Annotated in this window: 21 protein-coding genes; 12 read left to right on the forward strand and 9 right to left on the reverse strand. The window is 45.5% G+C overall.

Translation table 11 applies throughout. The annotated features are described in order from the left end of the window. Positions 1-21 precede the first annotated feature (21 nt). Positions 22-708 (reverse strand): N-acetylmuramoyl-L-alanine amidase family protein, encoded by a 687-nt coding sequence (locus ACSBOP_RS13410; RefSeq protein ID WP_442601034.1) that lies wholly within the window; start codon positions 706-708, stop codon positions 22-24. 194 nt (positions 709-902) lie between these two features. Here ACSBOP_RS13410 and ACSBOP_RS13415 point away from each other — a divergent pair, with 194 nt between their 5' ends. Both ACSBOP_RS13415 and dnaN read left to right on the forward strand, forming a co-directional pair. Next, entirely contained in the window at positions 903-1,163 is a 261-nt protein-coding gene (locus ACSBOP_RS13415; protein ID WP_442601035.1) for a hypothetical protein, read from the forward strand. 10 nt (positions 1,164-1,173) lie between these two features. After that, entirely contained in the window at positions 1,174-2,298 is a 1,125-nt protein-coding gene (gene dnaN / locus ACSBOP_RS13420) for a DNA polymerase III subunit beta (protein ID WP_442601036.1), read from the forward strand. Between the two features lie 31 nt (positions 2,299-2,329). Here dnaN and ACSBOP_RS13425 read toward each other — a convergent pair whose 3' ends face one another. After that, a complete protein-coding gene (locus ACSBOP_RS13425; protein WP_442601037.1) occupies positions 2,330-2,770 on the reverse strand; it encodes a DUF3888 domain-containing protein in 441 nt (146 codons plus the stop codon). A 157-nt stretch (positions 2,771-2,927) separates the two neighbouring features. On the opposite strand from ACSBOP_RS13425, the gene ACSBOP_RS13430 reads away from it, so the two are divergent. Further along, positions 2,928-4,025, forward strand: a complete 1,098-nt coding sequence (locus ACSBOP_RS13430; protein ID WP_442601038.1) for a PRK06851 family protein — start codon at positions 2,928-2,930, stop codon at positions 4,023-4,025. A 64-nt stretch (positions 4,026-4,089) separates the two neighbouring features. Here ACSBOP_RS13430 and ACSBOP_RS13435 read toward each other — a convergent pair whose 3' ends face one another. Then, positions 4,090-5,100: a MerR family transcriptional regulator gene (locus ACSBOP_RS13435; RefSeq protein ID WP_442601039.1), complete on the reverse strand. Its 1,011-nt coding sequence runs from the start codon at positions 5,098-5,100 to the stop codon at positions 4,090-4,092. Next, complete coding sequence (locus ACSBOP_RS13440) at positions 5,090-5,905, reverse strand: carbon-nitrogen family hydrolase (RefSeq protein WP_442601040.1); 816 nt, start codon at positions 5,903-5,905, stop codon at positions 5,090-5,092. Before ACSBOP_RS13440 ends, ACSBOP_RS13435 begins: the two co-directional genes overlap by 11 nt. Before the next feature lie 265 nt (positions 5,906-6,170). Here ACSBOP_RS13440 and ACSBOP_RS13445 point away from each other — a divergent pair, with 265 nt between their 5' ends. Beyond that, the gene (locus ACSBOP_RS13445; RefSeq protein ID WP_442601041.1) at positions 6,171-7,142 is read left to right on the forward strand and encodes a cation diffusion facilitator family transporter; all 972 of its coding nucleotides are present in this window, start codon (positions 6,171-6,173) and stop codon (positions 7,140-7,142) included. A 77-nt stretch (positions 7,143-7,219) separates the two neighbouring features. Here ACSBOP_RS13445 and ACSBOP_RS13450 read toward each other — a convergent pair whose 3' ends face one another. The 3 genes from ACSBOP_RS13450 to ACSBOP_RS13460 form a co-directional block, all read right to left on the reverse strand. Further along, a complete protein-coding gene (locus ACSBOP_RS13450) occupies positions 7,220-8,698 on the reverse strand; it encodes an amidase family protein (protein WP_442601042.1) in 1,479 nt (492 codons plus the stop codon). An 85-nt stretch (positions 8,699-8,783) separates the two neighbouring features. Further along, the gene (tsaA, locus tag ACSBOP_RS13455; protein WP_442601043.1) at positions 8,784-9,251 is read right to left on the reverse strand and encodes a tRNA (N6-threonylcarbamoyladenosine(37)-N6)-methyltransferase TrmO; all 468 of its coding nucleotides are present in this window, start codon (positions 9,249-9,251) and stop codon (positions 8,784-8,786) included. A gap of 39 nt (positions 9,252-9,290) precedes the next feature. Next, a complete protein-coding gene (locus tag ACSBOP_RS13460; protein ID WP_442601044.1) occupies positions 9,291-10,103 on the reverse strand; it encodes a class I SAM-dependent methyltransferase in 813 nt (270 codons plus the stop codon). A gap of 173 nt (positions 10,104-10,276) precedes the next feature. Between ACSBOP_RS13460 and ACSBOP_RS13465 the strand changes: the two genes are divergently transcribed. The 8 genes from ACSBOP_RS13465 to ACSBOP_RS13500 all read left to right on the forward strand — a co-directional run bounded on the left by ACSBOP_RS13465 (position 10,277) and on the right by ACSBOP_RS13500 (position 18,460). Then, a complete protein-coding gene (locus tag ACSBOP_RS13465; RefSeq protein ID WP_442601045.1) occupies positions 10,277-11,455 on the forward strand; it encodes a pyridoxal phosphate-dependent aminotransferase in 1,179 nt (392 codons plus the stop codon). 341 nt (positions 11,456-11,796) lie between these two features. Then, on the forward strand, positions 11,797-12,918 hold the full coding sequence (gene proB / locus ACSBOP_RS13470) for a glutamate 5-kinase (protein WP_442601046.1): 1,122 nt from the start codon (positions 11,797-11,799) through the stop codon (positions 12,916-12,918). 23 nt (positions 12,919-12,941) lie between these two features. Continuing rightward, positions 12,942-14,189 (forward strand): glutamate-5-semialdehyde dehydrogenase, encoded by a 1,248-nt coding sequence (locus ACSBOP_RS13475; RefSeq protein WP_442601047.1) that lies wholly within the window; start codon positions 12,942-12,944, stop codon positions 14,187-14,189. Between the two features lie 13 nt (positions 14,190-14,202). After that, a complete protein-coding gene (gene proC, locus ACSBOP_RS13480; RefSeq protein WP_442601048.1) occupies positions 14,203-15,084 on the forward strand; it encodes a pyrroline-5-carboxylate reductase in 882 nt (293 codons plus the stop codon). Positions 15,085-15,103: 19 nt separating this feature from the next. Continuing rightward, complete coding sequence (locus ACSBOP_RS13485; RefSeq protein ID WP_442601049.1) at positions 15,104-16,387, forward strand: 2,3-diketo-5-methylthiopentyl-1-phosphate enolase; 1,284 nt, start codon at positions 15,104-15,106, stop codon at positions 16,385-16,387. Position 16,388: 1 nt separating this feature from the next. Further along, entirely contained in the window at positions 16,389-17,060 is a 672-nt protein-coding gene (locus tag ACSBOP_RS13490; protein WP_442601050.1) for a 2-hydroxy-3-keto-5-methylthiopentenyl-1-phosphate phosphatase, read from the forward strand. An 8-nt stretch (positions 17,061-17,068) separates the two neighbouring features. After that, positions 17,069-17,707, forward strand: coding sequence for a methylthioribulose 1-phosphate dehydratase (gene mtnB, locus ACSBOP_RS13495; RefSeq protein ID WP_442601051.1), 639 nt, complete (start codon positions 17,069-17,071; stop codon positions 17,705-17,707). Positions 17,708-17,824: 117 nt separating this feature from the next. Then, on the forward strand, positions 17,825-18,460 hold the full coding sequence (locus ACSBOP_RS13500) for a hypothetical protein (protein WP_442601052.1): 636 nt from the start codon (positions 17,825-17,827) through the stop codon (positions 18,458-18,460). Positions 18,461-18,505: 45 nt separating this feature from the next. Here the strand turns inward: ACSBOP_RS13500 and ACSBOP_RS13505 are convergent, their stop codons facing one another. Both ACSBOP_RS13505 and asnS read right to left on the reverse strand, forming a co-directional pair. Then, positions 18,506-19,225 (reverse strand): DnaD domain-containing protein, encoded by a 720-nt coding sequence (locus ACSBOP_RS13505; RefSeq protein WP_442601053.1) that lies wholly within the window; start codon positions 19,223-19,225, stop codon positions 18,506-18,508. A 35-nt stretch (positions 19,226-19,260) separates the two neighbouring features. Then, positions 19,261-20,556: an asparagine--tRNA ligase gene (gene asnS, locus ACSBOP_RS13510; protein ID WP_442601054.1), complete on the reverse strand. Its 1,296-nt coding sequence runs from the start codon at positions 20,554-20,556 to the stop codon at positions 19,261-19,263. Between the last annotated feature and the right edge of the window lie 15 nt (positions 20,557-20,571).

Below are 20,571 nucleotides of genomic sequence, written 5' to 3' on the forward strand. Positions count from 1 at the left end.
GTATTCCTAGACATAACAAAGCTATTTTAAAAAGGAAATAATCCCATCCGTAATCGTCTTGGCTGCATGCGTTTGGAAAGCTTGAGATTGGATTCGCTGTTCATCTTCTGGATTCGAAATATAGCCCAGCTCTAGTAAAATAGATGGACTTTCACTTTCCCGCAGCACTTGAAAGTCACCCAATTCCACTCCTCGATCTCTTGTATTCAAATAGGGTTTGAATAACTGATTGTGCATAAGATGAGCCAATTCTTGATCTTTTGCATGATAGTAATAAGTCGTCATGCCCCCAGCCTCTTTGCTTGTAAAAGCATCACAGTGAATACTGATGAACAGATCAGCCGAATGCCCTTTCGCAGTATCGACCCGCTCCGTTAAAGTCAGGAATTCATCTTGATTCCGAGTTAAGATCACATTTGCCCCCGTCCGCTCTTGTAGCTCTTTCTGGATATTAAGGGCGGTTTGCAGCGTAAGAGCTTTCTCATGAATGCCAGTCTGGCCCGTTGCACCCACATCTTTTCCCCCATGACCCGGATCAATCACAATTGTCTTCCCTTCTAATATGCGACTTTGTGTTTTCATTGATGGACTATTTGCAGCACTCATGGTTTTATTGGTAATCAGTTGATCTCCGAATATGGCACGTACAATCGCAGCCAAAACAAACAATACGATAGCTATTAAGGCTAGAATCATATTTCTTTTCATTCCTACGTTCCCCTCTCAACCTGTTCGTTTCATAGGGGCTATATTAAAGGGAACAGATCAAGATAAGGTAAAGATGAGATAAAGATTTAGATTGTGATTGCCAGCAAGAATTACCTATGCTAAAGTTAGTCTATCAGTAAATTAGATTAAGGTTACTTATTTCAAAGTAACATTTTGAAAATAGAAGGAATGTGATGGCTATGACTCGTAAGTCCATTAAAGTTGGCGTACCTGCTGAGGAAGGACAACTATCGATCCTGTTTGCAAGAGGCGGTCCGCGTGATGGTGCGGGAAGAAAAGCAATCGGGGTTACAAAGAAGGTCTCGTTAACATTACCCCCAGAAATCTGGGATGAACTTGAAAATCGCCGTAATCAGCTTGCCTGCTCACAATCTGAGCTTTTACGACGATTGATTGAAGCCAGTATACAATCAGAAACGAAATCAGAGGGATAGGTGAATTTTTTTGCACATTGAAGTGTCTCAATCCTTACTCCTACAAGCACTGCGCCGCATTGCTGCTGCCGTACCCAGTAAAACCGTCATCCCCATTCTCTCCGGCATTCAGGTTGAAGCGGACGCTAACGGGATAACACTCACCGCCTCTCAAATCAGCATGATCCTGCAAGCGACAATCCCAACTAACGGACAAACCACGATTGTTCATCAACGTGGAAGCATCGTCATCCCCGCCCGTTATTTGATCGACATCGTCCGCCATTTGCCGGACGGCATGATTCGACTTACAGTTGATAATGATTTCAAAGTATGCATCCAATCTGGGCAAGCGATCTATCATTTATGCGGCATGGATCATGAGGAATATCCGCAGCTTGCTCATTTTGACTACGATCATGCGATTCGGTTACCTAATGAACATTTGAAAAGGATGATGAAACAAGTTGCCTTTGCTGTGTCCACTTCTGAAGTCAGACCAGTTCTAACCGGAATTTCCTGCAAACTAAGCGATAATCATATCCGGTTAACAGCAACCGATGGTATCCGCCTTGCTTCACGAGAGACGAATATCGAACACAGTGCAGCGAAAATCCCTCCTGTCATTATCCCAGGTAAACATTTATCCGATTATTGCAAAATATTAGATGGCGAAGCAGGCACAACAGATATCCACATTAACAAGCAAACGCTTTTACTGCGGACGAATAACTTGATCATGCAAACAGCCCGTCTAGAAGGTTCTTATCCCTCTCTTGACGCTGTCGCTCCAAAGTCATACCTGACTGAGTTAGCTTTTGATGCGAACAACTTACTGCGCGCACTAGAGCGTGTGTCTCTTTTAGCAGATGATCATCACATCATTCGACTACATATGACATCTAACCAAAGCATTGAGCTATCTTCACGTGCAGCGGCGATCGGTCATGTCGTGGAAGAAGTTCCATACGAAGCTTATAGTGGCGAGCGGGTCACCATCTATTTTAACAGTACTTATCTGAAGGACATCTTGCGTCATATCGATTGCAGCAGCGTCACCCTTCGATTCTCAGGTGCATCAAGCCCGATCGTTGTCCAACCTACAGATCACGCCTCTGCGCTATACATCCTTGCACCATCGAGGTCTCATGCCTGAAGGTTTCCGTATCCATCAAATGAGTGGTACCTTATTTTAATAAGTCCTGATAATTGGGTGGGAAGTCACTTTTATTCGGTCCCTTTATATGCTTAAACTTAGCAAGTTTAACACCTGCGGGAGATATTTCAAACGTAAATAAATCCTCACCAACAGGAATGTGCGGTCCTACTGTAGGGGTTGCATCAAGGGTTATTCGGAAGCTAAATCCCCTAAATCCATTTACCCGTTCCACATGTTTAACATCAACGAAATAAGGATACAAGTCAGGGGAGGCATATAAAACCTTGGAGTAAACTTCAGTCAGTTTGTCATTCATGTGAGGTAACAAAAATAGCATAAGCATATCTTGAAATTGCAGCGCCTCTGAATCTTTATCAGGCTTTTTCATTACAGCATGACCATAGGCAGTTTGCCATGTGATGAATGATGCAAGGATGATCACAAAAACAATTACCACTTTATTTTTCATTGAAAATCCCTCCTTCGTAAACACACGAATTAACTTTCCCGGGAGGGAGGGGGATTATCATTTTAAGCGTTAGCCCTTCATTCGGTCGCACCCTTTCCACCATTTCGTAATAGGATGGTGTATGCACGTGATATTCGCCTAGAGAGGTGTGATCGTTATGACGGGTTTCATTACGAACTACTATGCAAGTGGCAATACGGCCCACGGATTTGCCAATTTGTTTGATTCCTCCCTACAGGGATTGCAACGACTTATTGTTGTAAAAGGAAGCTACCACTCCGGAAAATCTGCGATTCTTCGGACCATTGGAGATCACTTGGTTCATAGCGGACTAAACATCTGGTATATGCACAGCCCTTCAGACAACAACGGCTTGGATGGATTAATCATTCCTGATCTAGCAGTTGGGATTATCGATGGAACACCACCACGAGTGATCATATCCGATCTTCCCAAAGAAGCCATTCAATATGTGAATTTGGATGAATGCCTGGATACAGCTAAATTAAGTGCCCACCAATCTGAAATCACACGTTTGAACGAGGAAATTGCTGAGCACTATGAACAAGCTTATGCTGGATTTGCCAGGGCGCTTCGGATTCACGACGAATGGGAAGCTCCTTACATTGCGAACATGAACTTTCAAGCCGCCAACGAGCTGACAACGGATTACATCGAGTCTCTCTTCGGTGATCGCAAACAAGAGAAGGAAAGCCGTGTCGACCACCGCTTTTTAGGTGCCGCTACACCGCAAGGCTCCGTTGATTTTGTTCCGAATTTAACAACTGGTTTAAAAAGACACCTCATTAAGGGTCGTCCAGGTTCTGGAAAATCCACCATGCTCAAAAAGCTCGCCGCAGCCGCTGTCGATCACGGATACGATGTAGAAATTTATCACTGCGGCTTTGATCCCAACAGCCTGGATATGGTCATTTTCCGTGAACTCGGTGTTGCACTATTTGACAGTACGGCTCCCCATGAATATTTCCCAGATCGGGACACTGATGAAATTCTAGATATGTACGAACACTGTATCACAGCGGGCACAGATGAGAAGTACGCTGATACACTGCGTGATATTAAGATGAGGTACGCCTCGACAATGAAACAATCCATCCAGCACATCACGCAGGCAAAATCTCTCCAAGATGAGTTGGAGCAGCTATATGCGCAAGCCGTAGATGGGCACTTGATGGATTTAATCAAGATCAACATGGAGCGGGAAATAACTAACCTGACCGCCAAAACCTATTAAGCTAAAAAAAGCATCTCCTCTTCCATCAGCGAAAGGGGTGATGCTTTTCATTTTGACATTTTCATTATCGAATCGGCACCGCATAGACAATCTGCACAAATTCGTTAATAGGTTCGTGCTTTGTAAGACAGCCCTGATCATCAAACCAGCTTAATAACATCGACAGATTCGCATAATATTTATTATGATGCTCCATTGCAAGTAAGCGGGCTTCCTCATCTTCGAAGATCAGATCCGTGATGCAAATTCGACCATGAGGCTTTAACACACGGCGCATTTCAGCTAGTGCGAGCGGCTTCTGTTCATCTGTCAGATGATGAAAAGCAAAGCTTGTCACGACAAAATCGAACTGCCCATCTAAGCAAGGTATTGCCAGAAAATTACCTATTTTCGTCTCCATATCTGGAAGCTTAAGTCGACATTGCTTCAGCATTTCCTTCGATTGATCAATCCCGATCATCTGAATGCTTTGCTCCACAAACCGCCGTGCCAAATTTCCGGTTCCAACCCCTATTTCAAGACCAATTTCCCCAGCCTTCGGCGTAAGACGTGTAAATGTCCGATCCAAAGCTTGATCATAATCTGGATGGGTAAAAGAAGACTGCAAACCTCGCACCTGCTCATCATAAACAGTCGCTTGCTGATCGAAATCCCAGTGATCCTGCCAATTCGTACGAGCTTCGCGCAATCTCTTGGAGCCTTCGGCAATTTGAAAAAAATCGTCCAGCACCAGCGTTTTCTTTTGTTTCAGCAGCGCAATCATGCGATCCGTCGTATCAATGTTATGCTTCAGCTCCACCCATTGCGAGAACGAAATCGCCCGCTGCATTTCCAAATAGTCGAGCACCTCGTGCTCATCCCCCTGCTCGACCTCTGCGAGCACGCTTTTGATCGCATCAATGGACATACCTACTTCCCGCAGTGCGATAATCGTCTGCAGCCGCCACAGTTCATTTTCCGAAAAAGAGCGGTATTGATTCTCCCGCTTCGACGGCGAAATCAACCCACTCTCTTCATAAAATCGGATCGCTCTTGGCGAAATGCCCAGCTTCTCGGCAATCTGCTTAATTCTCATCTTGATACAACTGAGGTCTGCGATCTCCGAACACAGGAATTTTATGGCGCACCTGTTCCACCAAATCCAGATCAATCTGCGCTTGGATCAACTCTTGCTCTTCTCCACCCTCAGCAATCACTTCACCCCAAGGATCGATGACCATCGAATGCCCGAAAAAGTCTGTCGTACCGCTTGTGCCCACACGATTACAAGAAACGACGTACATTTGATTCTCGATCGCACGCGCCATTAAGAGTGTACGCCAGTGATGCAGACGCGGGTGCGGCCACTGTGCAGGGACGAACAAGATTTTGGCACCACTTAATGCAAGTTTACGGGACAGCTCTGGGAAACGAATATCGTAGCAAATCATCATTCCAGCTGGCACGCCATCCAAAGTGAATGAACCCACTCGATCTCCAGAAGCCAAGTACTCATGCTCATCCATGAGACGGAACAAATGAGTCTTGGAATAGTCCGAAGTCACTTGGCCTTCACGGTCAAAGACATAAATCGTGTTATAAACATCCTCTCCACGTTTATCGGCAACAGAACCACCTATAATATGAACTTGATGCTCGCGCGCAAAATGAGACAATAACGCTTTGGTCTCTTCACCGTTCCGATCAGCCAATTCATGGACACGATCCAGCGCATAGCCTGTATTCCACATCTCAGGAATGACGATGACATCCGGTTTGACAGGTGCTGCAATAGCTTCCTCTAAAAGCTTCGAAAGTGCAGTAAAATTAACATCGGGCTCCCCGATACGCACATCCATCTGCAATAAAGTAACGGTTAATTGATTCGTTGTATTCGACATAACAGACACTCCCCCATGTAAATAACAACCATTTTTTAAGCTTATCATAGTGGAATGGTTTCAGAAGTTCAATCCTTATTTCGGAATAGTCAAAATGAAAACCAAGGCATTCTACTGTTGACAAATCAAAGAACCACCCCGATAATGAATATATGAGCAGATGTTCATATAATAATACTTAGATTTAACTGACATCCTTGTCATGAACATTCAATCATTTTAATCAAAATAAACATTTATCATTTCAGACTAGGAGGCTTTTCACATGGCAGATAAACAGAAGCACAATCACAACCATCACGACCACAGTCATTCGCATGACCACGAGCATGGACACCATCACCACAACCACGGGGCAGATTTGCTTCGCCAAGGAAATAAAAAAGGACTTATTATTGCGTTATGTATCACCTTCGGGGTTATGCTGCTTGAATTTTTCGGAGGGCTTCTCACTAACAGCCTTGCCCTTCTCTCCGATAGTGGACACATGTTAAGTGATGCCGCTTCCTTATTCTTAAGCTTTATCGCCTTTGGAGTAGCCGCACGAGCTGTTTCTTCTAAAAAAACATACGGCTACCATCGATTTGAAATATTAGCTGCACTTTTTAATGGGGTAACCTTGTTCGTTATCGCCGGATTTATTATATGGGAAGCCTATAACCGTTTCTGGGAACCACCCACTGTACAAAGCGGCTCGATGATACTAATCGCGGTCATTGGCTTAATTGCGAATTTACTCTCTGCTTGGTCCTTAATGCGTAAAGGAGACGTACACAACAATGTGAATATGCGTAGTGCATACCTCCACGTCATCGGGGATGCTCTTGGCTCAGTTGGAGCGATCATTGCGGGGCTTCTCATGTTCTTCTTCGGTTGGTTTGTAGCTGATCCGATTATTAGTGTCGTTGTTGCCTTGTTGATTCTAAAAAGCGCTTGGGGAATCATCACCCACACGTTCCACATTCTAATGGAAGGTACACCTTCCTCCATTCATCCAAGTACTGTTAAACAAGAGTTGCTCCGTATCAAAGGAACACAAGATGTACACGACTTACACATTTGGACCATTACTTCTGGATTGGATGCATTAAGCTGTCACATTCGTATTGCGGATCCTGAGCACCAACAACTGATCTTACAGGAGGCCATCCACATGATTAAAGAGAAGTTCCAAATCGATCATGCGACGATCCAGATTGAAACTTCAGACATTGAACATGGTGCCCTAACGGTATAAATAGCTTCATCTCATAGAAATACAAATCGGATGCCCATTATTATAGAGGGCATCCGATTTGTACTTTTTATTATCATTTATAATGGCGGTGAATAGCGGTGATGTGTGGCTTGTTCAAAGCCATAAGCAATTCGAATCAAGGTCGGTTCACTAAACGCTGTCCCTGCGAATACGACGCCGAATGGCCCTTTTGTAATCCAACCTTCTGAAGTCGTAACACCTTGCTCGGAATAGCCAGCGGGCACAGTTATAAGTGGATAACCCGCCCTCGCTGCAAGATCACAGCCATTTATATCACCAGGCAGCAGCAAGGCATCCAATTGATGCTCCTTCAAGACATGATCAATGCCTTGCTTACGAGCAAACTCGAAGTTCTGTGCCTGAGCATCGAGGTAAATCTGTTCAGTCAACGTTCCACTCGTTTCTTCTGCCCGTATCAGCGTACTCTGTCCATATTTAAGTGCAACATCGGCGTGAGCATTATTATAAGCAATCACTTCCTGCAAAGAATGAACAGGAATGGACTCATCTAGCTTGGCAAGATAATCATTAAGATCTTTCTTGAACTCATGACGCATGACTTCCCAACGCCATTCCACTTGTTCACACGGTAACGTAACCGAATCCAAAATTGTCGCCCCTTCAGCTCGAAGTGTTGCAATCGCTGACTCCATAATTGCCAGACGTTCCGCATCCAAATTCCGATAATAATATCGAGGAATCCCGATTCGAGCTTGCTTCAGAAAATCCTGATCTAAGAAAGGCGTGTAATCCTGATAAGATTGCCCCTCACTTGCTAACGTGTAAGAATCACGCTCATCTACACCAGTCAATGCACCAAGTAGAATCGCGGCATCCGCAACGCTTCTAGCCATCGGTCCAGCCGTATCTTGACTATGAGCAAGCGGTATTATGCCTGCCCGGCTAATTAAACCTACTGTCGGCTTAATTCCCACAATAAAGTTTTGGCTAGCAGGACAAATAATCGAGCCCGATGTCTCGGTGCCGATGGAAGCCGCCCCCAAATTCGCAGCGACCGCAGCGGCAGAACCTGAGCTTGAACCTCCAACAAAAAATTCGCCTGGACCATACGGATTTAAGGTAAGCCCACCCTTGGAACTATACCCTGCCCAGATTGTATTAGACATGAAACCTGCCCATTCCGTCATATTCGTCTTCCCGAGTAAAATAGCCCCCGCAGCGCGCAGCTTAGCGGCTACATGCGAATCTGCTGCAGCACGCGATGCAGCCAAAGCAACCGATCCTGCACTCGTGCGCATCCGATCACATGTATCGATATTATCTTTAAGGAGAATCGGAATACCGTGTAGGGGTCCCCGACTCCCTTTCTCTCGACGCTCTTCATCTAGTGCCTTCGCAATTTCAATGGCTTCTGGATTAATCTCCAGAATGGAGCGCAGCTTCCCATCATACTTCTGAATTCGCTCCACATACATCTGGACAAGCTCTTCCGAGCTAATCTCACCCCTTTCTAACGCGATCTGCATATTCCTGATATCTGCTTCTATAATCCATTCCTCAAGCTTCACATTCATGATCAAGATTCTCCCTTACACGCAGTACTATTTTCCAATAAATAGTATCGTATCACATATTGTAAGATAATGGGGGCCGATTCACTCATTCCCAGTAGTCTTTCATTAGTATCGTAGACCAACTGGCTTGTGTTACTTCTTTCTTAGGAAGAAACTCCTTCATCACGGGTTTAATATCTAAGATCGGCGTTCCATTAATGGCGTCTAGATGTTTGACGGTTAATTTTTTGCCATCCTGTTTCAAGAGCTCGACAGTGGTTAGGCCTAATTTGTTCGGTCTGTTTTTGCCCCGTTGCGCGAATATCCCCACCTTTGGGAAATCCTTATTATTGCGAGGATGCCTTGCTTCGTATTGAATCTTGTCATCTGAAACCTGGTCAAAATAAAAGATAACCTCCAAATGAGAAAATGCTTCGATCCCTTGCAGAGAAGCCTCATTCAAATCCTCAACAAGTACAATTTCCGAGGTAATCGAACCCCAATTATCATCTTCGATTACCTCTCGTGTGTTATGCACATATGCAATTGGTTTCACCGTAATTTCCAACTTCATTCCCACCTCTCTATTCACATCACCCTAAGATTTATCCTTCTACTTCATTGCCATCCACATCGTCCAACGATCCTGCTCTGTTATAGATTTCTCCAATGGATCAGTTAGTGCCAACTTTTCCACAATCCACTCTGTTAAATCACACAATTCCTCATCCGTTAAAGCATGCAGTAGCGATCTACCTGTACGTGCCATCAAGTCTGCGCGCAGCTCAGCAACTGCCGTATATACACGTCTGATTTCCCATAATGGAAAAGCTTGAATCGTATGAAATCCTGCTGCTTCAAGCGCATCCATTACCTTAGCGGATGAGGGTCTTCGTCCCTGCTCCTTCTCCATTAAACGTGGATAACGTTCAAAGAAATAACCACGCAGGTGCTCCCTGCTCCCCGGTAACAGACAATCTTCCGGGGTCCGATCCTGAATCAATATTGTCCCTCCCGGAACTAATAGCCTCCACGCTTCCTTAAAACACGCCTCTAAATCCTCAATGTGGTGAATCACAGCACGTTCCATCACCAGATCAAAGCTCTCACTCTCAAGCCCCGTCTGAAGCGCATCTCCTTGCTGCCAATGAATTTGCGGATAGGCAGATCCATTGACACGTGCACCTTCCAACATGACCGCTGAGAAATCCATCCCCACGAGTTCACGAGCGCCCAAGTCAGCAAGAGCTTTTGTATAGATACCGCCTCCACAACCTAAATCCAGCACACGTGCCCCTTTTATTCGGACATGCGCTTTCACCCACTCGATCCATCCTGTATCTGCTGTTCGTGACGCATAACTCATTTGCTGATTCGATTCATGAAAAAAATTCGTCATTTCATTACCGTTATGATTGCTTAACATCGTCCTACACCCCTTCTTGTTTCATTAAATGAAACTAAGTATCATTAAATGAAACCTTATATCCATAATATACCTGATAAATGCTCTGTTGAAAAGATGTTGCTATACAAGTTTTTTTAATTTTGGTACATTACCGTTTATAGGAATAAGTCATATCTCGGAGTGTGAAGAACATGGAATTTAATATTACTCCTGCAAATCGGATGCAGGGATTACCTACACAATTTTTTGCAACACTGGTCAAGAAAGCGAATGTGCAAATTGCAGCAGGACATGATGTCATTAATTTAGGACAGGGCAATCCAGACCGTCCAACACCAGCGCACATCGTCACTTCCTTGCAGCAAGCAGCTAATAATCCGCTTTATCATAAATACCCGCCATTCTCAGGCTATGCCTTCCTGAAAGAAGCCGTTGCAAAGCGTTACCTCGAAGACTATGGTGTAACCTTAGATCCAGAGACTGAAGTTGCCGTTCTATTCGGTGGAAAAACAGGGCTTGTCGAACTTGCACAATGCTTACTTAACCCTGGTGATGTGTGTCTTGTTCCCGATCCCGGCTATCCAGACTATTGGTCAGGCGTTGCACTTTCAGGGGCACAGATGAGCCCGATGCCACTCACGGCTAACAATGCTTTCCTTCCCGACTATTCTGCCATTCCACAAGCAGATTTAGAGCAAGCGAAGCTGATGTTCATCAATTATCCGAATAATCCAACCGGCGCAACAGCTCCGATGTCTTTTTATGAAGAAACAGTAGAATTTGCGAAAAAGAATCAAGTCGTTGTAGCAAGTGACTTTGCTTATGGTGCCATCGGTTTTGATGGTGAGAAGCCCATCAGCTTCTTACAAGTACCCGGATCAAAAGAAGTCGGTATTGAATTCTATACCATGTCCAAAACCTACAACATGGCAGGATGGCGCGTTGGATTTGCACTCGGCAATCGCGAGATCATCCAACTCATCAACCTGATGCAGGATCACTACTATTGCTCCTTGTTCGGCGGCATTCAAGAGGCAGCAGCCACTGCACTAACGGGTTCCCAAGATTGCGTAGAAGAATTAGTAAGTGTCTATGAAAGCCGTCGTCAAGCTCTATTCACTGCACTTGATTCGATTGGCTGGAAAGCAGAGCCTTCCAAAGGTTCCTTCTTCACTTGGCTGCCAGTACCAAAGCCGTATACATCCACGGAGTTCGCTGATTTATTACTGGAAAAAGCCAACGTGGTTGTCGCACCCGGAATCGGCTTCGGCGCGCACGGTGAAGGATACGTCCGACTTGCGCTGCTCGCCTCCGAAGAACGTTTAACGGAAGCTGTTCATCGGATTGGACGGTTAGGTCTTTTTGCCTAAAAAAGCAAACAAATATCTAAGTCATTCGACTTTACAACGATCTGAAACCTGTGATATTCTAGTAAGAATATTAACGTGATGATGGGAATAGTAAGAGGATCAAGCTGCGTTGCAGAGAGCAAGCTCCACTGTCTGAAAGAGCCTGCCGTAAGCCACTCTGAACCTGCCCCAGAACGGTCAGTGATGAGCTGAACAGCCCCTACTGTTATCAGGGATATGAAAGATGGATGCGCAAGCATCAATGAAGGTGGTACCGCGGAAGCTCAGACTTTCGTCCTTACGAGGACGGGGGTCTTTTTTGTTATATAAATAGATAAATCGCAAAAAAGGAAGTGGATCATATGCATACTGACCATGGACGCATCGTAATCAAAATCGGGTCTTCCTCCCTCACTTTAGAAAATGAAGGTCTGAATATCGAGCAGATCCAATATTTCGCTTCAGAATTAGCAACCTTACGTGCTCAAGGGTTACAAGTCTTATTGGTAACTTCCGGGGCAGTCGCTGCAGGATTTACATCCTTAGGTTACAAAACTCGCCCGAAGCTGCTCCATGAGAAGCAAGCTTCCGCCTCTGTGGGTCAAGCGCTCCTCATGCAGGCTTATCAAGAAGCACTTGCCAAGCACGGAATTGGTGCTGCGCAAATTTTACTAACCCGCTCCGACTTTACGAACCGTAAGTGTGTGCATAACGCCTCAATGACGATTGATGAACTCTTACATCGGGGTGTTATTCCAATCATTAACGAGAATGATACGATTTCAGTGAATGAGCTTAAATTTGGCGATAACGATACCTTGTCTGCACTCGTTGCCAATCTTGTTAAAGCGCAAAAGCTTATTATTTTGACAGATATCGATGGTCTATATACCGATAATCCACGGAACAATCTGTTTGCGAAACGCATTGATCATGTGGATGAAATTACGGAAGACTTGTATCGAATTGCAGGAGGCGCAGGTTCATCGGTTGGAACAGGTGGCATGCGCTCGAAGATTGAAGCCGCACGTATTGCAATGCGCGGAGGTGTCTCTGTATTCGTAGGTCGAAGCTATGAGCAGGGCGATCTTATGCTTGCATGTGAGGGTCAAGGCAAAGGCACATACTTTGATGCTGGAAAACACAATTTATCGATGAAAAAGCAATGGCTCGGCTTCCACTCTGTCGCCTCGGGCATGATTACAGTGGATGCCGGCGCGGAAAAGGCGCTGCTTACTCGCGGTAAAAGCTTACTGCCTGCTGGCGTTACGCAAGTAGAGGGTGATTTTCATCCAGGAGATGTCGTTGAAGTACGCAGCTTACATGGCGAATGTATTGGACGCGGGATTGTCAACTATGCTCCATGGCAGCTGCAAGCTGTTGCTGGACTGTCATCTGAAGAAGTTGCCAAACGGATCGAGGTCTCCCGAATTGAAGTTATTCACCGTGATGAATGGGTCACGTTACAATCTTATAAATCTTAAACACACGAGAGGAAGTGCTACACATGACAGAAGTAGTGGAGAAAGCAAAGCTTGCCAAATCAGCTGCACCGCGTCTAGGACTGCTCACTACCGCACAAAAAAATGATGCCTTATTACGAATGGCTGACATCCTGCTTGCCAATCAAGCCTCTATTATTGCAGCAAACCAAGAAGATCTAGAACGAGGTCGTCACAATGGTCTAAGCACTTCGCTGCTGGATCGCCTGGCGCTGAACGAAGCACGTATCGTTGCAATGGCGGAAGGACTCCAACAAATTGTTGAACTACCCGATCCAATTGGCGATACCCTGGAGCAATTTACGCGTCCGAATGGACTTCGCATCGAGAAAGTGCGCGTACCGCTTGGTGTCATCGGCATGATCTATGAAGCAAGACCCAATGTAACAGTAGATGCAGCTGGCCTGTGCCTCAAAACCGGCAATGCTGTTGTACTCCGTGGTGGCTCGTCTGCCATCAGTTCCAATGAACAAATTGTCGCACTGCTGCATGAAGCGCTTCGTGGATCAGATATTCCTGAAGAAGCTCTTCAACTCATTACGGACCCGAATCGCTCCTCTGTTGATGAAATGCTTAAGCTAAATGGCCTTATCGATGTATTAATCCCACGTGGCGGTCATTCACTTATTCAAAATGTTGTTAAAAATGCAACGGTTCCAGTTATTGAAACTGGCGCGGGAATTTGTCATACTTTTATAGACCAATCGGCTAAGTCGGAATTAGCCTTGCCTATTGTGTTAAACGCCAAGGTACAGCGTCCTTCCGTATGCAACGCAATGGAAACCATGCTTGTACACGAAGCCTATGCTGCTGAGCATTTAGCTGCGATTGCCAAGGCATTCACTGAAGCAGGCGTCGAGCTGCGCGGCTGTGCAAAAGCCAGACAGCTAGTACCTACGATAAAAGAAGCCGGCGATGCGGATTGGGACACGGAGTATGGCGATTACACACTCAACGTACGGGTTGTCAGCGGGCTTGACGAGGCAATGGCACATATTCAGGCTCACGGCACGATGCATTCAGAATGCATCCTAACGGAAGATGCGGCTCATGCCGCTCGATTCTTACAGGAAGTCGATGCAGCAGCAGTCTACCATAACGCCTCCACCCGATTTACGGATGGATTTGAATTTGGATTCGGAGCCGAAATCGGCATCTCGACCCAAAAGCTCCACGCACGCGGACCGATGGGACTGCCTGCACTTACTTCGTCTAAATATCGCATATACGGGGATGGACAAATTCGAGGATAAAGGGGACAATCACATGACTACGACAACTCACCTACAAGACAAGAACATCACGATCGTTGGCGCTGGTTCAATGGCTCAGGCAATCATCCGCGGATTGATCAGCAAAGCCATTACATCACCTGAACGAATTGCTGTCACCAATCACCAGAATTATGACCGTTTGCATGAGCTGCATGAGCTGTACGACGTGCAGGTACCTGCGAATGAAACCGATAAGGATACCCTCGTGCGTGAAGCAGATGTTGTGCTTATTGCGATGAAGCCGAAGGACGCCGCAAGCTCTTTTGCCAAAATCAAAGACTTGCTTCGCCCCACTCAATTACTTATTTCTGTTGTGGCCGGGCTTAGCATCGAGACAATTGAAGCAATGCTGCATACCCATGCAATGCCTATTGTGCGCACTATGCCCAATACATCATCCAATATTGGCTTAGGAGCGACTGCCATCAGTTCCTCCCCACACGTCAATGAAGAACAGCAGCTGTTAGCTGTTGAATTATTCCAGGCGGTCGGCACTGTGTCCATAGTCGACGAATCCAAGCTGGATATGGTCACAGGGGTATCCGGATGCGGCCCCGCTTATGTATACTATTTAATGGAGTCTCTCATCAAAGCCGGTGTCGAAGGCGGTCTATCCATTGAAGAGGCACAGGCGCTTACGATCCAGACCGTGCTGGGTGCAGCTCACATGGTGAAGGAAACTGGCGAAGCACCTGAAGATTTGCGGCGAAAAGTGACTTCACCAGGTGGCGCAACACAAGCTGCTATTGAGGTACTGGATGCTCATCATTTCTCTGAAGGCATGGTACGTGCTGTATTGCGTGCGGCTGAACGCTCACAAGAGATGGGCGACCAAATTGCTGCCCAATGTTTACGCACCACCCATTCAATCTAATATAAGGCAGGGATGAACGATGAATACTTACTGCGTTGCCACCTATCGGTGCTATGATCCAAAAGCGGACTTCGCCAAAAAGGCGGAAGGTATCGCTGTAGGACTTACAGTTGGAAGTTGGACGGACCTTCCACAGGCTCGCAAAGCCGAGATGGAAAAACATTTAGGTAAAGTGGTCTCTATTGATGTACATGAAGCAGACGCAAGTGAGCGTTACGCAGATATTACAATTGCTTATCCCGATGTGAACTTCTCCCGTGACATTCCTGCACTGCTCGTTACGGTATTCGGTAAACTGTCCATGGACGGAAAAATCAAGCTGATCGATCTGAAATTCTCTCCTTCCTTCCTCTCGGCCTTCCCAGGACCCAAGTTCGGAATGCAAGGGGTACGTCATTTACTAGGCGTTCATGATCGCCCACTGCTTATGAGCATTTTCAAATCGGTCATTGGACACGACTTAAGTACGCTGCGCGAGCAATTTTATTTGCAAGCGCTGGGCGGAGTCGACCTGATCAAGGACGACGAGATCTTGTTCGAGAACCCGCTGACACCACTGGAGAAGCGGGTTGAGATTTGTCTCGAAGCTGCGCGCCAAGCAAGCGAAGTTACCGGTCAGAAGCTGCTCTATGCAGCGAATCTGACCGGCCCTACTTCTCGCCTTGCGCAGCAGGCGAAGAAGGCGATCACCGCGGGTGCGAACGCGCTGCTATTCAATGTGCTGGCGTACGGTTACGACGCCTTGCACGAGCTTGCCACCGACCCCGAGGTGTCGGTGCCGATCATGGCGCACCCGTCCATGGCGGGTGCGATGTATCCCGCGCCGCACTACGGCATCGGCGCGTCCGTACTGCTCGGCAAGCTAATGCGCCTTGCCGGAGCGGACATCGTGCTGTTCCCGTCGCCATATGGTTCCGTGGTTATGCCACGGGAAGATAATATGGCGATCCAGCACGCATTACTTACGAACACGCCAAGTGATTACGTGTTCGAAGGCTTTGCGCAATCGCAAACTGGCGATTACGTGAATACAGCAAGCTCACTATCACTTGCTTCTGCTTTCCCAGTACCATCTGCTGGCATCTCTCCGGGGCTTGTGCCGCTCATCCTGCGCGACTTCGGTCATGATGTGATCGTTAATGCAGGTGGGGGCATTCATGGTCACCCCATGGGTACAGCAGCTGGCGGGCAAGCATTCCGCCAAGCGATCGACGCTACACTGCAAAACCGCACATTACAAGAAGCAGCTAAAGATCACAAAGAACTTCAAGCTGCTATCGACCTATGGGGAGTAAGAGAATAACATGACGGTACATTCAACATCTAACAAGAAACAACCCATTATATTTTGTGATTTTGACGGTACGATTACCGAGAACGATAACATCATTGCAATTATGAAACATTTTAATCCACCGGGTGTTACAGAAATCATTCAAAATGTATTGGATAAGAAGATCTCAATCCGTCAGGGCGTAGGCGAAATGTTCAGTCTGCTGCCTACGGCCAATCAAGAGGAAATTTTCCGATTTGCCATTGAGAATGCTGTTATCCGTGACGGATTCAAGGAATTTATAACCTACTGCAATGAGAAGCAAATTCCCCTTCTTATTACAAGTGGCGGTATCGACTTTTTCATTTATCCTATACTCTCACAATTCGATATTCCGCATGCCAATATTTATTGCAACGCGTCCTCTTTTGCAGGGGAAACGATTGAAATCTTGTGGCCACATGCTTGTGATGAGCATTGTGACAACGATTGCGGCATGTGCAAAACAGCGATTATTCGCTCTTATAATGCTTCGGATTACCATCGTATTCTCATTGGCGATTCGATCACAGATTTTGCAGGGGCTAAGCTCGTAGATACCGTATTTGCCCGCTCTCATCTCATTCATCTATGTGAAGAATTGCAATTGAACTATATTCCTTTTGAGAACTTCCATCAAATTATTGAGCAACTGGAGGCGTAATCAATCCGATGTTAGAACCTACTCTTGAACAAAAACAACAAGCTTTCCACGAACTTCGTGAAGTCAAAACATTATTTGCTAGCCGCGGTTGGTTTCCAGGTACAAGTGGTAATCTATCCGTACGTGTCGGTGAATTTCAACCTGAAGAGTTCCGTTTTGCTGTAACAGCAAGCGGTAAAGATAAAGCAGCCAACACACCGGAAGATTACTTAATCGTCAATGAAAAAGGTGCTGCAACTGAGGCAACTGCACTTAAGCCTTCGGCTGAGACACTAATCCACTGCGAAATTTACCGTGCAACGGGAGCAGGCGCTATTTTTCATGTGCACACGATGTTTAACAATCTAGTATCCGAATTATATGGAGAAGAAGGCTTCATCCCTGTCCAAGGCCTTGAGTTAATCAAAGCTCTTAACATATGGGAAGAGGATGCTGCGATTCAGATTCCTGTTCTCCCTAACTATGCGGAGATTCCACGTATTGCTGAACTTGTTGAAGGCGCAATTGTCCCTCGTATTCCTGGTATCGTCCTGCGTAAGCATGGCATTTATGCATGGGGTGCGAACGCATTCGAAGCGAAGAGACATTTGGAAGCATTCGAATTCATGTTTGAATACATCTATCACTGGCATATGTTGAAAAAATAATTACATCCTCCTCGTAAGATTGCAAAGCACTTCCTTTCATTTTTTTGAAAAGGAAGTGCTTTTTTGTGTTATTGTAAGAATATGGATCATCTTTTGATGTGGGAGGATTTATCACAAATGCGCAATACAAAAACATTACCGATTTTCACCACCCTGCTTCTAGTTGCTATTCTCGCAATCACAGCTAATCTCTTCGTTCAATCAACATCAATAAAGCCAAACACACTCTACATCGAGCCTGAGCAATTATTCACAGGGGAAGCAAACAAGTATGCTGCATTCGTAGATGGTACATATGGGGCTGTCAAAATGAAATACAAAGGCTCGAAAAAAGAAATCACGATTAAAGGTGAAATATGGGAAAATGGCGTGCTCACCAAGACTAACCCTCTAATGGGAGGCGTTCTATTAAAAAAGATCAATGAACATGAGTATCAATTCGATGGCGATTGTGTCCTTTTGATACGAGAGATAAAAAATCCGGAAACAGGAAATATAAGGTTTGCCTTCAAAAATACCCTTACCGAGGGTACATCCCTATCTTCTGCTGAATTTGCTTTCGATACAAAATTCAAATTAGCAGGAAAAGGAAACATTCAATTAAACAAAAGTATCGAAATCAGAGATGATGAAGAAACAGCCATCTGGGGCATGCAAGCAACGGATGAAGATCACATGGAGACAATGGACTTTACGCCTGAACCTCTAAAAAGAACGAAATTTGCCATGATCTTCAAAGTTTACTTGAAGTAGTCCAATAAAAAAATGACATCTGGCTGAAACCAGACGTCATTTGCTTTATCTCGACCCGCGAAATCGCTGGGCATATTCTTTTGCTTGATCCACGGTAACGACCCGGTTACGCTGCCACTCTAGCAAGATCCGATCGATATAGCGAAAGTAAAGCTTTCCGGTGAATACCGCTTCTTTTAATGCAGATAAAATCAATTCTTCTTTATACCGATCTTGATCCAGCCAACCTGAAATCGTCTGAAGCTCCATCGGAGTTAGAGGACGACCAAATTCCTGCTCAAAGATCGTATAAATATCTCGTGTACGCGACTCACCCGCATTCGGTTCAGCTGGAACCATACGCGCATGATTGTGATTAGCAGAAGAGGCTGTAATCGGATTCGGTTTACGTTCTTCTACCCCATCCTGAGCAAGCTCTTTGGCCATAGCCAAGTACAAAGGACGTAAATTGAAAAGTTCGTACCGCATACCGCTTTCAGCTTCAACACCTTCATCAATACCGAGATAACCTTCCTTATGAAGCTTTTGCAATAGCACTGCCACTGCTTCACTTCGTAAAGACATCCTTGCTCCTATTTCCTCATGGGTAGGAAAATCATTACGTTCGACTTGAATGAAGCCAATCAAATGAATGAGCAGCATCGCTTCAGCTTCCGAAAGCTTCATACGACTGTATACCTTAAGCAGTGCATAAGGTACAGCTACTGTCCCCTCCATGAGTCCGGCTAGGAACCCTTGCTCCAACTCTGATCGATTCGAATTCATTCGAACACCTCATCCCCGTCCATGCATACTGACACTTACGGATACAAGCGATACAAAGTACGTGGGAATGCAATCGTCTCACGCACATGATCAAGACCGCAAATCCAAGATACTGTACGCTCAAGTCCAAGACCGAAACCAGAGTGAGGCACTGTACCGTACTTACGTAGGTCCATGTACCATTGGTATGCCTCGGAAGACAACTCATGCTCAGCAAAACGCTGCTCCATTAGTTCTGGATCGTCAATACGCTGGCTGCCGCCAATAATCTCGCCATAACCTTCAGGCGCGATCATATCTGCACATAGCACAACTTCTGGACGATTCGGATCTGGCTTCATGTAGAAAGCTTTAATCTCAGTCGGGTAGTTCGTAATGAACACCGGTGTGTCATAGCTTTCAGCGATAGCTGTTTCATGCGGTGCACCGAAATCTTCACCCCATGTAAACTCAAAGCCTTTATCTTGTAGGAACTTAACTGCATCATCATAGCTAATACGAGGGAATGGAGCCACACATTTCTCAAGCTTAGATACATCACGACCAAGGGTTTCAAGCTCTGCTGCACAATTTTTTAATACCGATTGCACAACATAGGAAACGAACTCTTCTTGTACACGAAGATTTTCTTCATGATCCACGAATGCCATCTCTGGCTCGATCATCCAGAACTCGATCAAGTGACGACGAGTCTTGGATTTCTCTGCACGGAATGTTGGACCGAAGGAATATACTTTCCCTAGTGCCATTGCAGCAGCTTCCATATAAAGCTGACCACTTTGTGTCAAGAATGCATCTTCTTCAAAATACTTCGTGTGGAACAAATTCGTTGTTCCTTCACAAGAGGAAGGTGTAAGAATTGGTGGGTCCACCAAGTTAAATCCACGCTGGTCAAAAAATTGCTGAATCGCGCGAATAATTTCAGCACGAACAGATAGAATTGCACGCTGGCGCGGTGCACGAATCCATAAATGACGGTGATCCATTAAAAAGTCAACGCCATGTTCTTTAGGTGTGATTGGATAGTCCTGTGTAATCTGAATAATTTCAACACCCGTAACAGTAAGTTCGTAGCCAAATTTACTACGGCTGTCCTCTCTGACAACACCTGTCACATACAAGGAGCTCTCTTGAGTTAGCTTAGATGCATCATTCCATACTTCTTCGCTCACTTCACTTTTTACAACAACTCCCTGGATATACCCAGAACCGTCTCTAAGCTGTAAAAATTGAATTTTGCCGCTGGAACGTTTGTTGTGCAACCAAGCTCCAATGCGAACTGTTTGTCCAACATAATCTTTTACGTCGCGAATCATACATTTCACGCTCATAATTCTAAATGCCTC

It is taken from the genome of Paenibacillus sp. KN14-4R (assembly GCF_052180255.1).
Lineage (GTDB): Bacteria > Bacillota > Bacilli > Paenibacillales > NBRC-103111 > Paenibacillus_AM.

Bases quoted from the DNA above. Each gene is read 5' to 3' on its own strand.
- ACSBOP_RS13445 (WP_442601041.1), top strand. From the start codon at position 6,171: ATGGCAGATAAACAGAAGCACAATCACAACCATCACGACCACAGTCAT.
- ACSBOP_RS13440 (WP_442601040.1), bottom strand. From the start codon at position 5,905: ATGTCGAATACAACGAATCAATTAACCGTTACTTTATTGCAGATGGAT.
- proB (WP_442601046.1), top strand. From the start codon at position 11,797: ATGCATACTGACCATGGACGCATCGTAATCAAAATCGGGTCTTCCTCC.
- ACSBOP_RS13505 (WP_442601053.1), bottom strand. From the start codon at position 19,225: ATGAATTCGAATCGATCAGAGTTGGAGCAAGGGTTCCTAGCCGGACTC.
- ACSBOP_RS13415 (WP_442601035.1), top strand. From the start codon at position 903: ATGGCTATGACTCGTAAGTCCATTAAAGTTGGCGTACCTGCTGAGGAA.
- ACSBOP_RS13450 (WP_442601042.1), bottom strand. From the start codon at position 8,698: ATGAATGTGAAGCTTGAGGAATGGATTATAGAAGCAGATATCAGGAAT.
- mtnB (WP_442601051.1), top strand. From the start codon at position 17,069: ATGTTAGAACCTACTCTTGAACAAAAACAACAAGCTTTCCACGAACTT.
- ACSBOP_RS13460 (WP_442601044.1), bottom strand. From the start codon at position 10,103: ATGTTAAGCAATCATAACGGTAATGAAATGACGAATTTTTTTCATGAA.
- ACSBOP_RS13475 (WP_442601047.1), top strand. From the start codon at position 12,942: ATGACAGAAGTAGTGGAGAAAGCAAAGCTTGCCAAATCAGCTGCACCG.
- ACSBOP_RS13465 (WP_442601045.1), top strand. From the start codon at position 10,277: ATGGAATTTAATATTACTCCTGCAAATCGGATGCAGGGATTACCTACA.
- proC (WP_442601048.1), top strand. From the start codon at position 14,203: ATGACTACGACAACTCACCTACAAGACAAGAACATCACGATCGTTGGC.
- ACSBOP_RS13490 (WP_442601050.1), top strand. From the start codon at position 16,389: ATGACGGTACATTCAACATCTAACAAGAAACAACCCATTATATTTTGT.
- asnS (WP_442601054.1), bottom strand. From the start codon at position 20,556: ATGAGCGTGAAATGTATGATTCGCGACGTAAAAGATTATGTTGGACAA.
- ACSBOP_RS13410 (WP_442601034.1), bottom strand. From the start codon at position 708: ATGAAAAGAAATATGATTCTAGCCTTAATAGCTATCGTATTGTTTGTT.
- ACSBOP_RS13430 (WP_442601038.1), top strand. From the start codon at position 2,928: ATGACGGGTTTCATTACGAACTACTATGCAAGTGGCAATACGGCCCAC.
- ACSBOP_RS13500 (WP_442601052.1), top strand. From the start codon at position 17,825: ATGCGCAATACAAAAACATTACCGATTTTCACCACCCTGCTTCTAGTT.
- ACSBOP_RS13435 (WP_442601039.1), bottom strand. From the start codon at position 5,100: ATGAGAATTAAGCAGATTGCCGAGAAGCTGGGCATTTCGCCAAGAGCG.
- ACSBOP_RS13485 (WP_442601049.1), top strand. From the start codon at position 15,104: ATGAATACTTACTGCGTTGCCACCTATCGGTGCTATGATCCAAAAGCG.
- tsaA (WP_442601043.1), bottom strand. From the start codon at position 9,251: ATGAAGTTGGAAATTACGGTGAAACCAATTGCATATGTGCATAACACA.
- ACSBOP_RS13425 (WP_442601037.1), bottom strand. From the start codon at position 2,770: ATGAAAAATAAAGTGGTAATTGTTTTTGTGATCATCCTTGCATCATTC.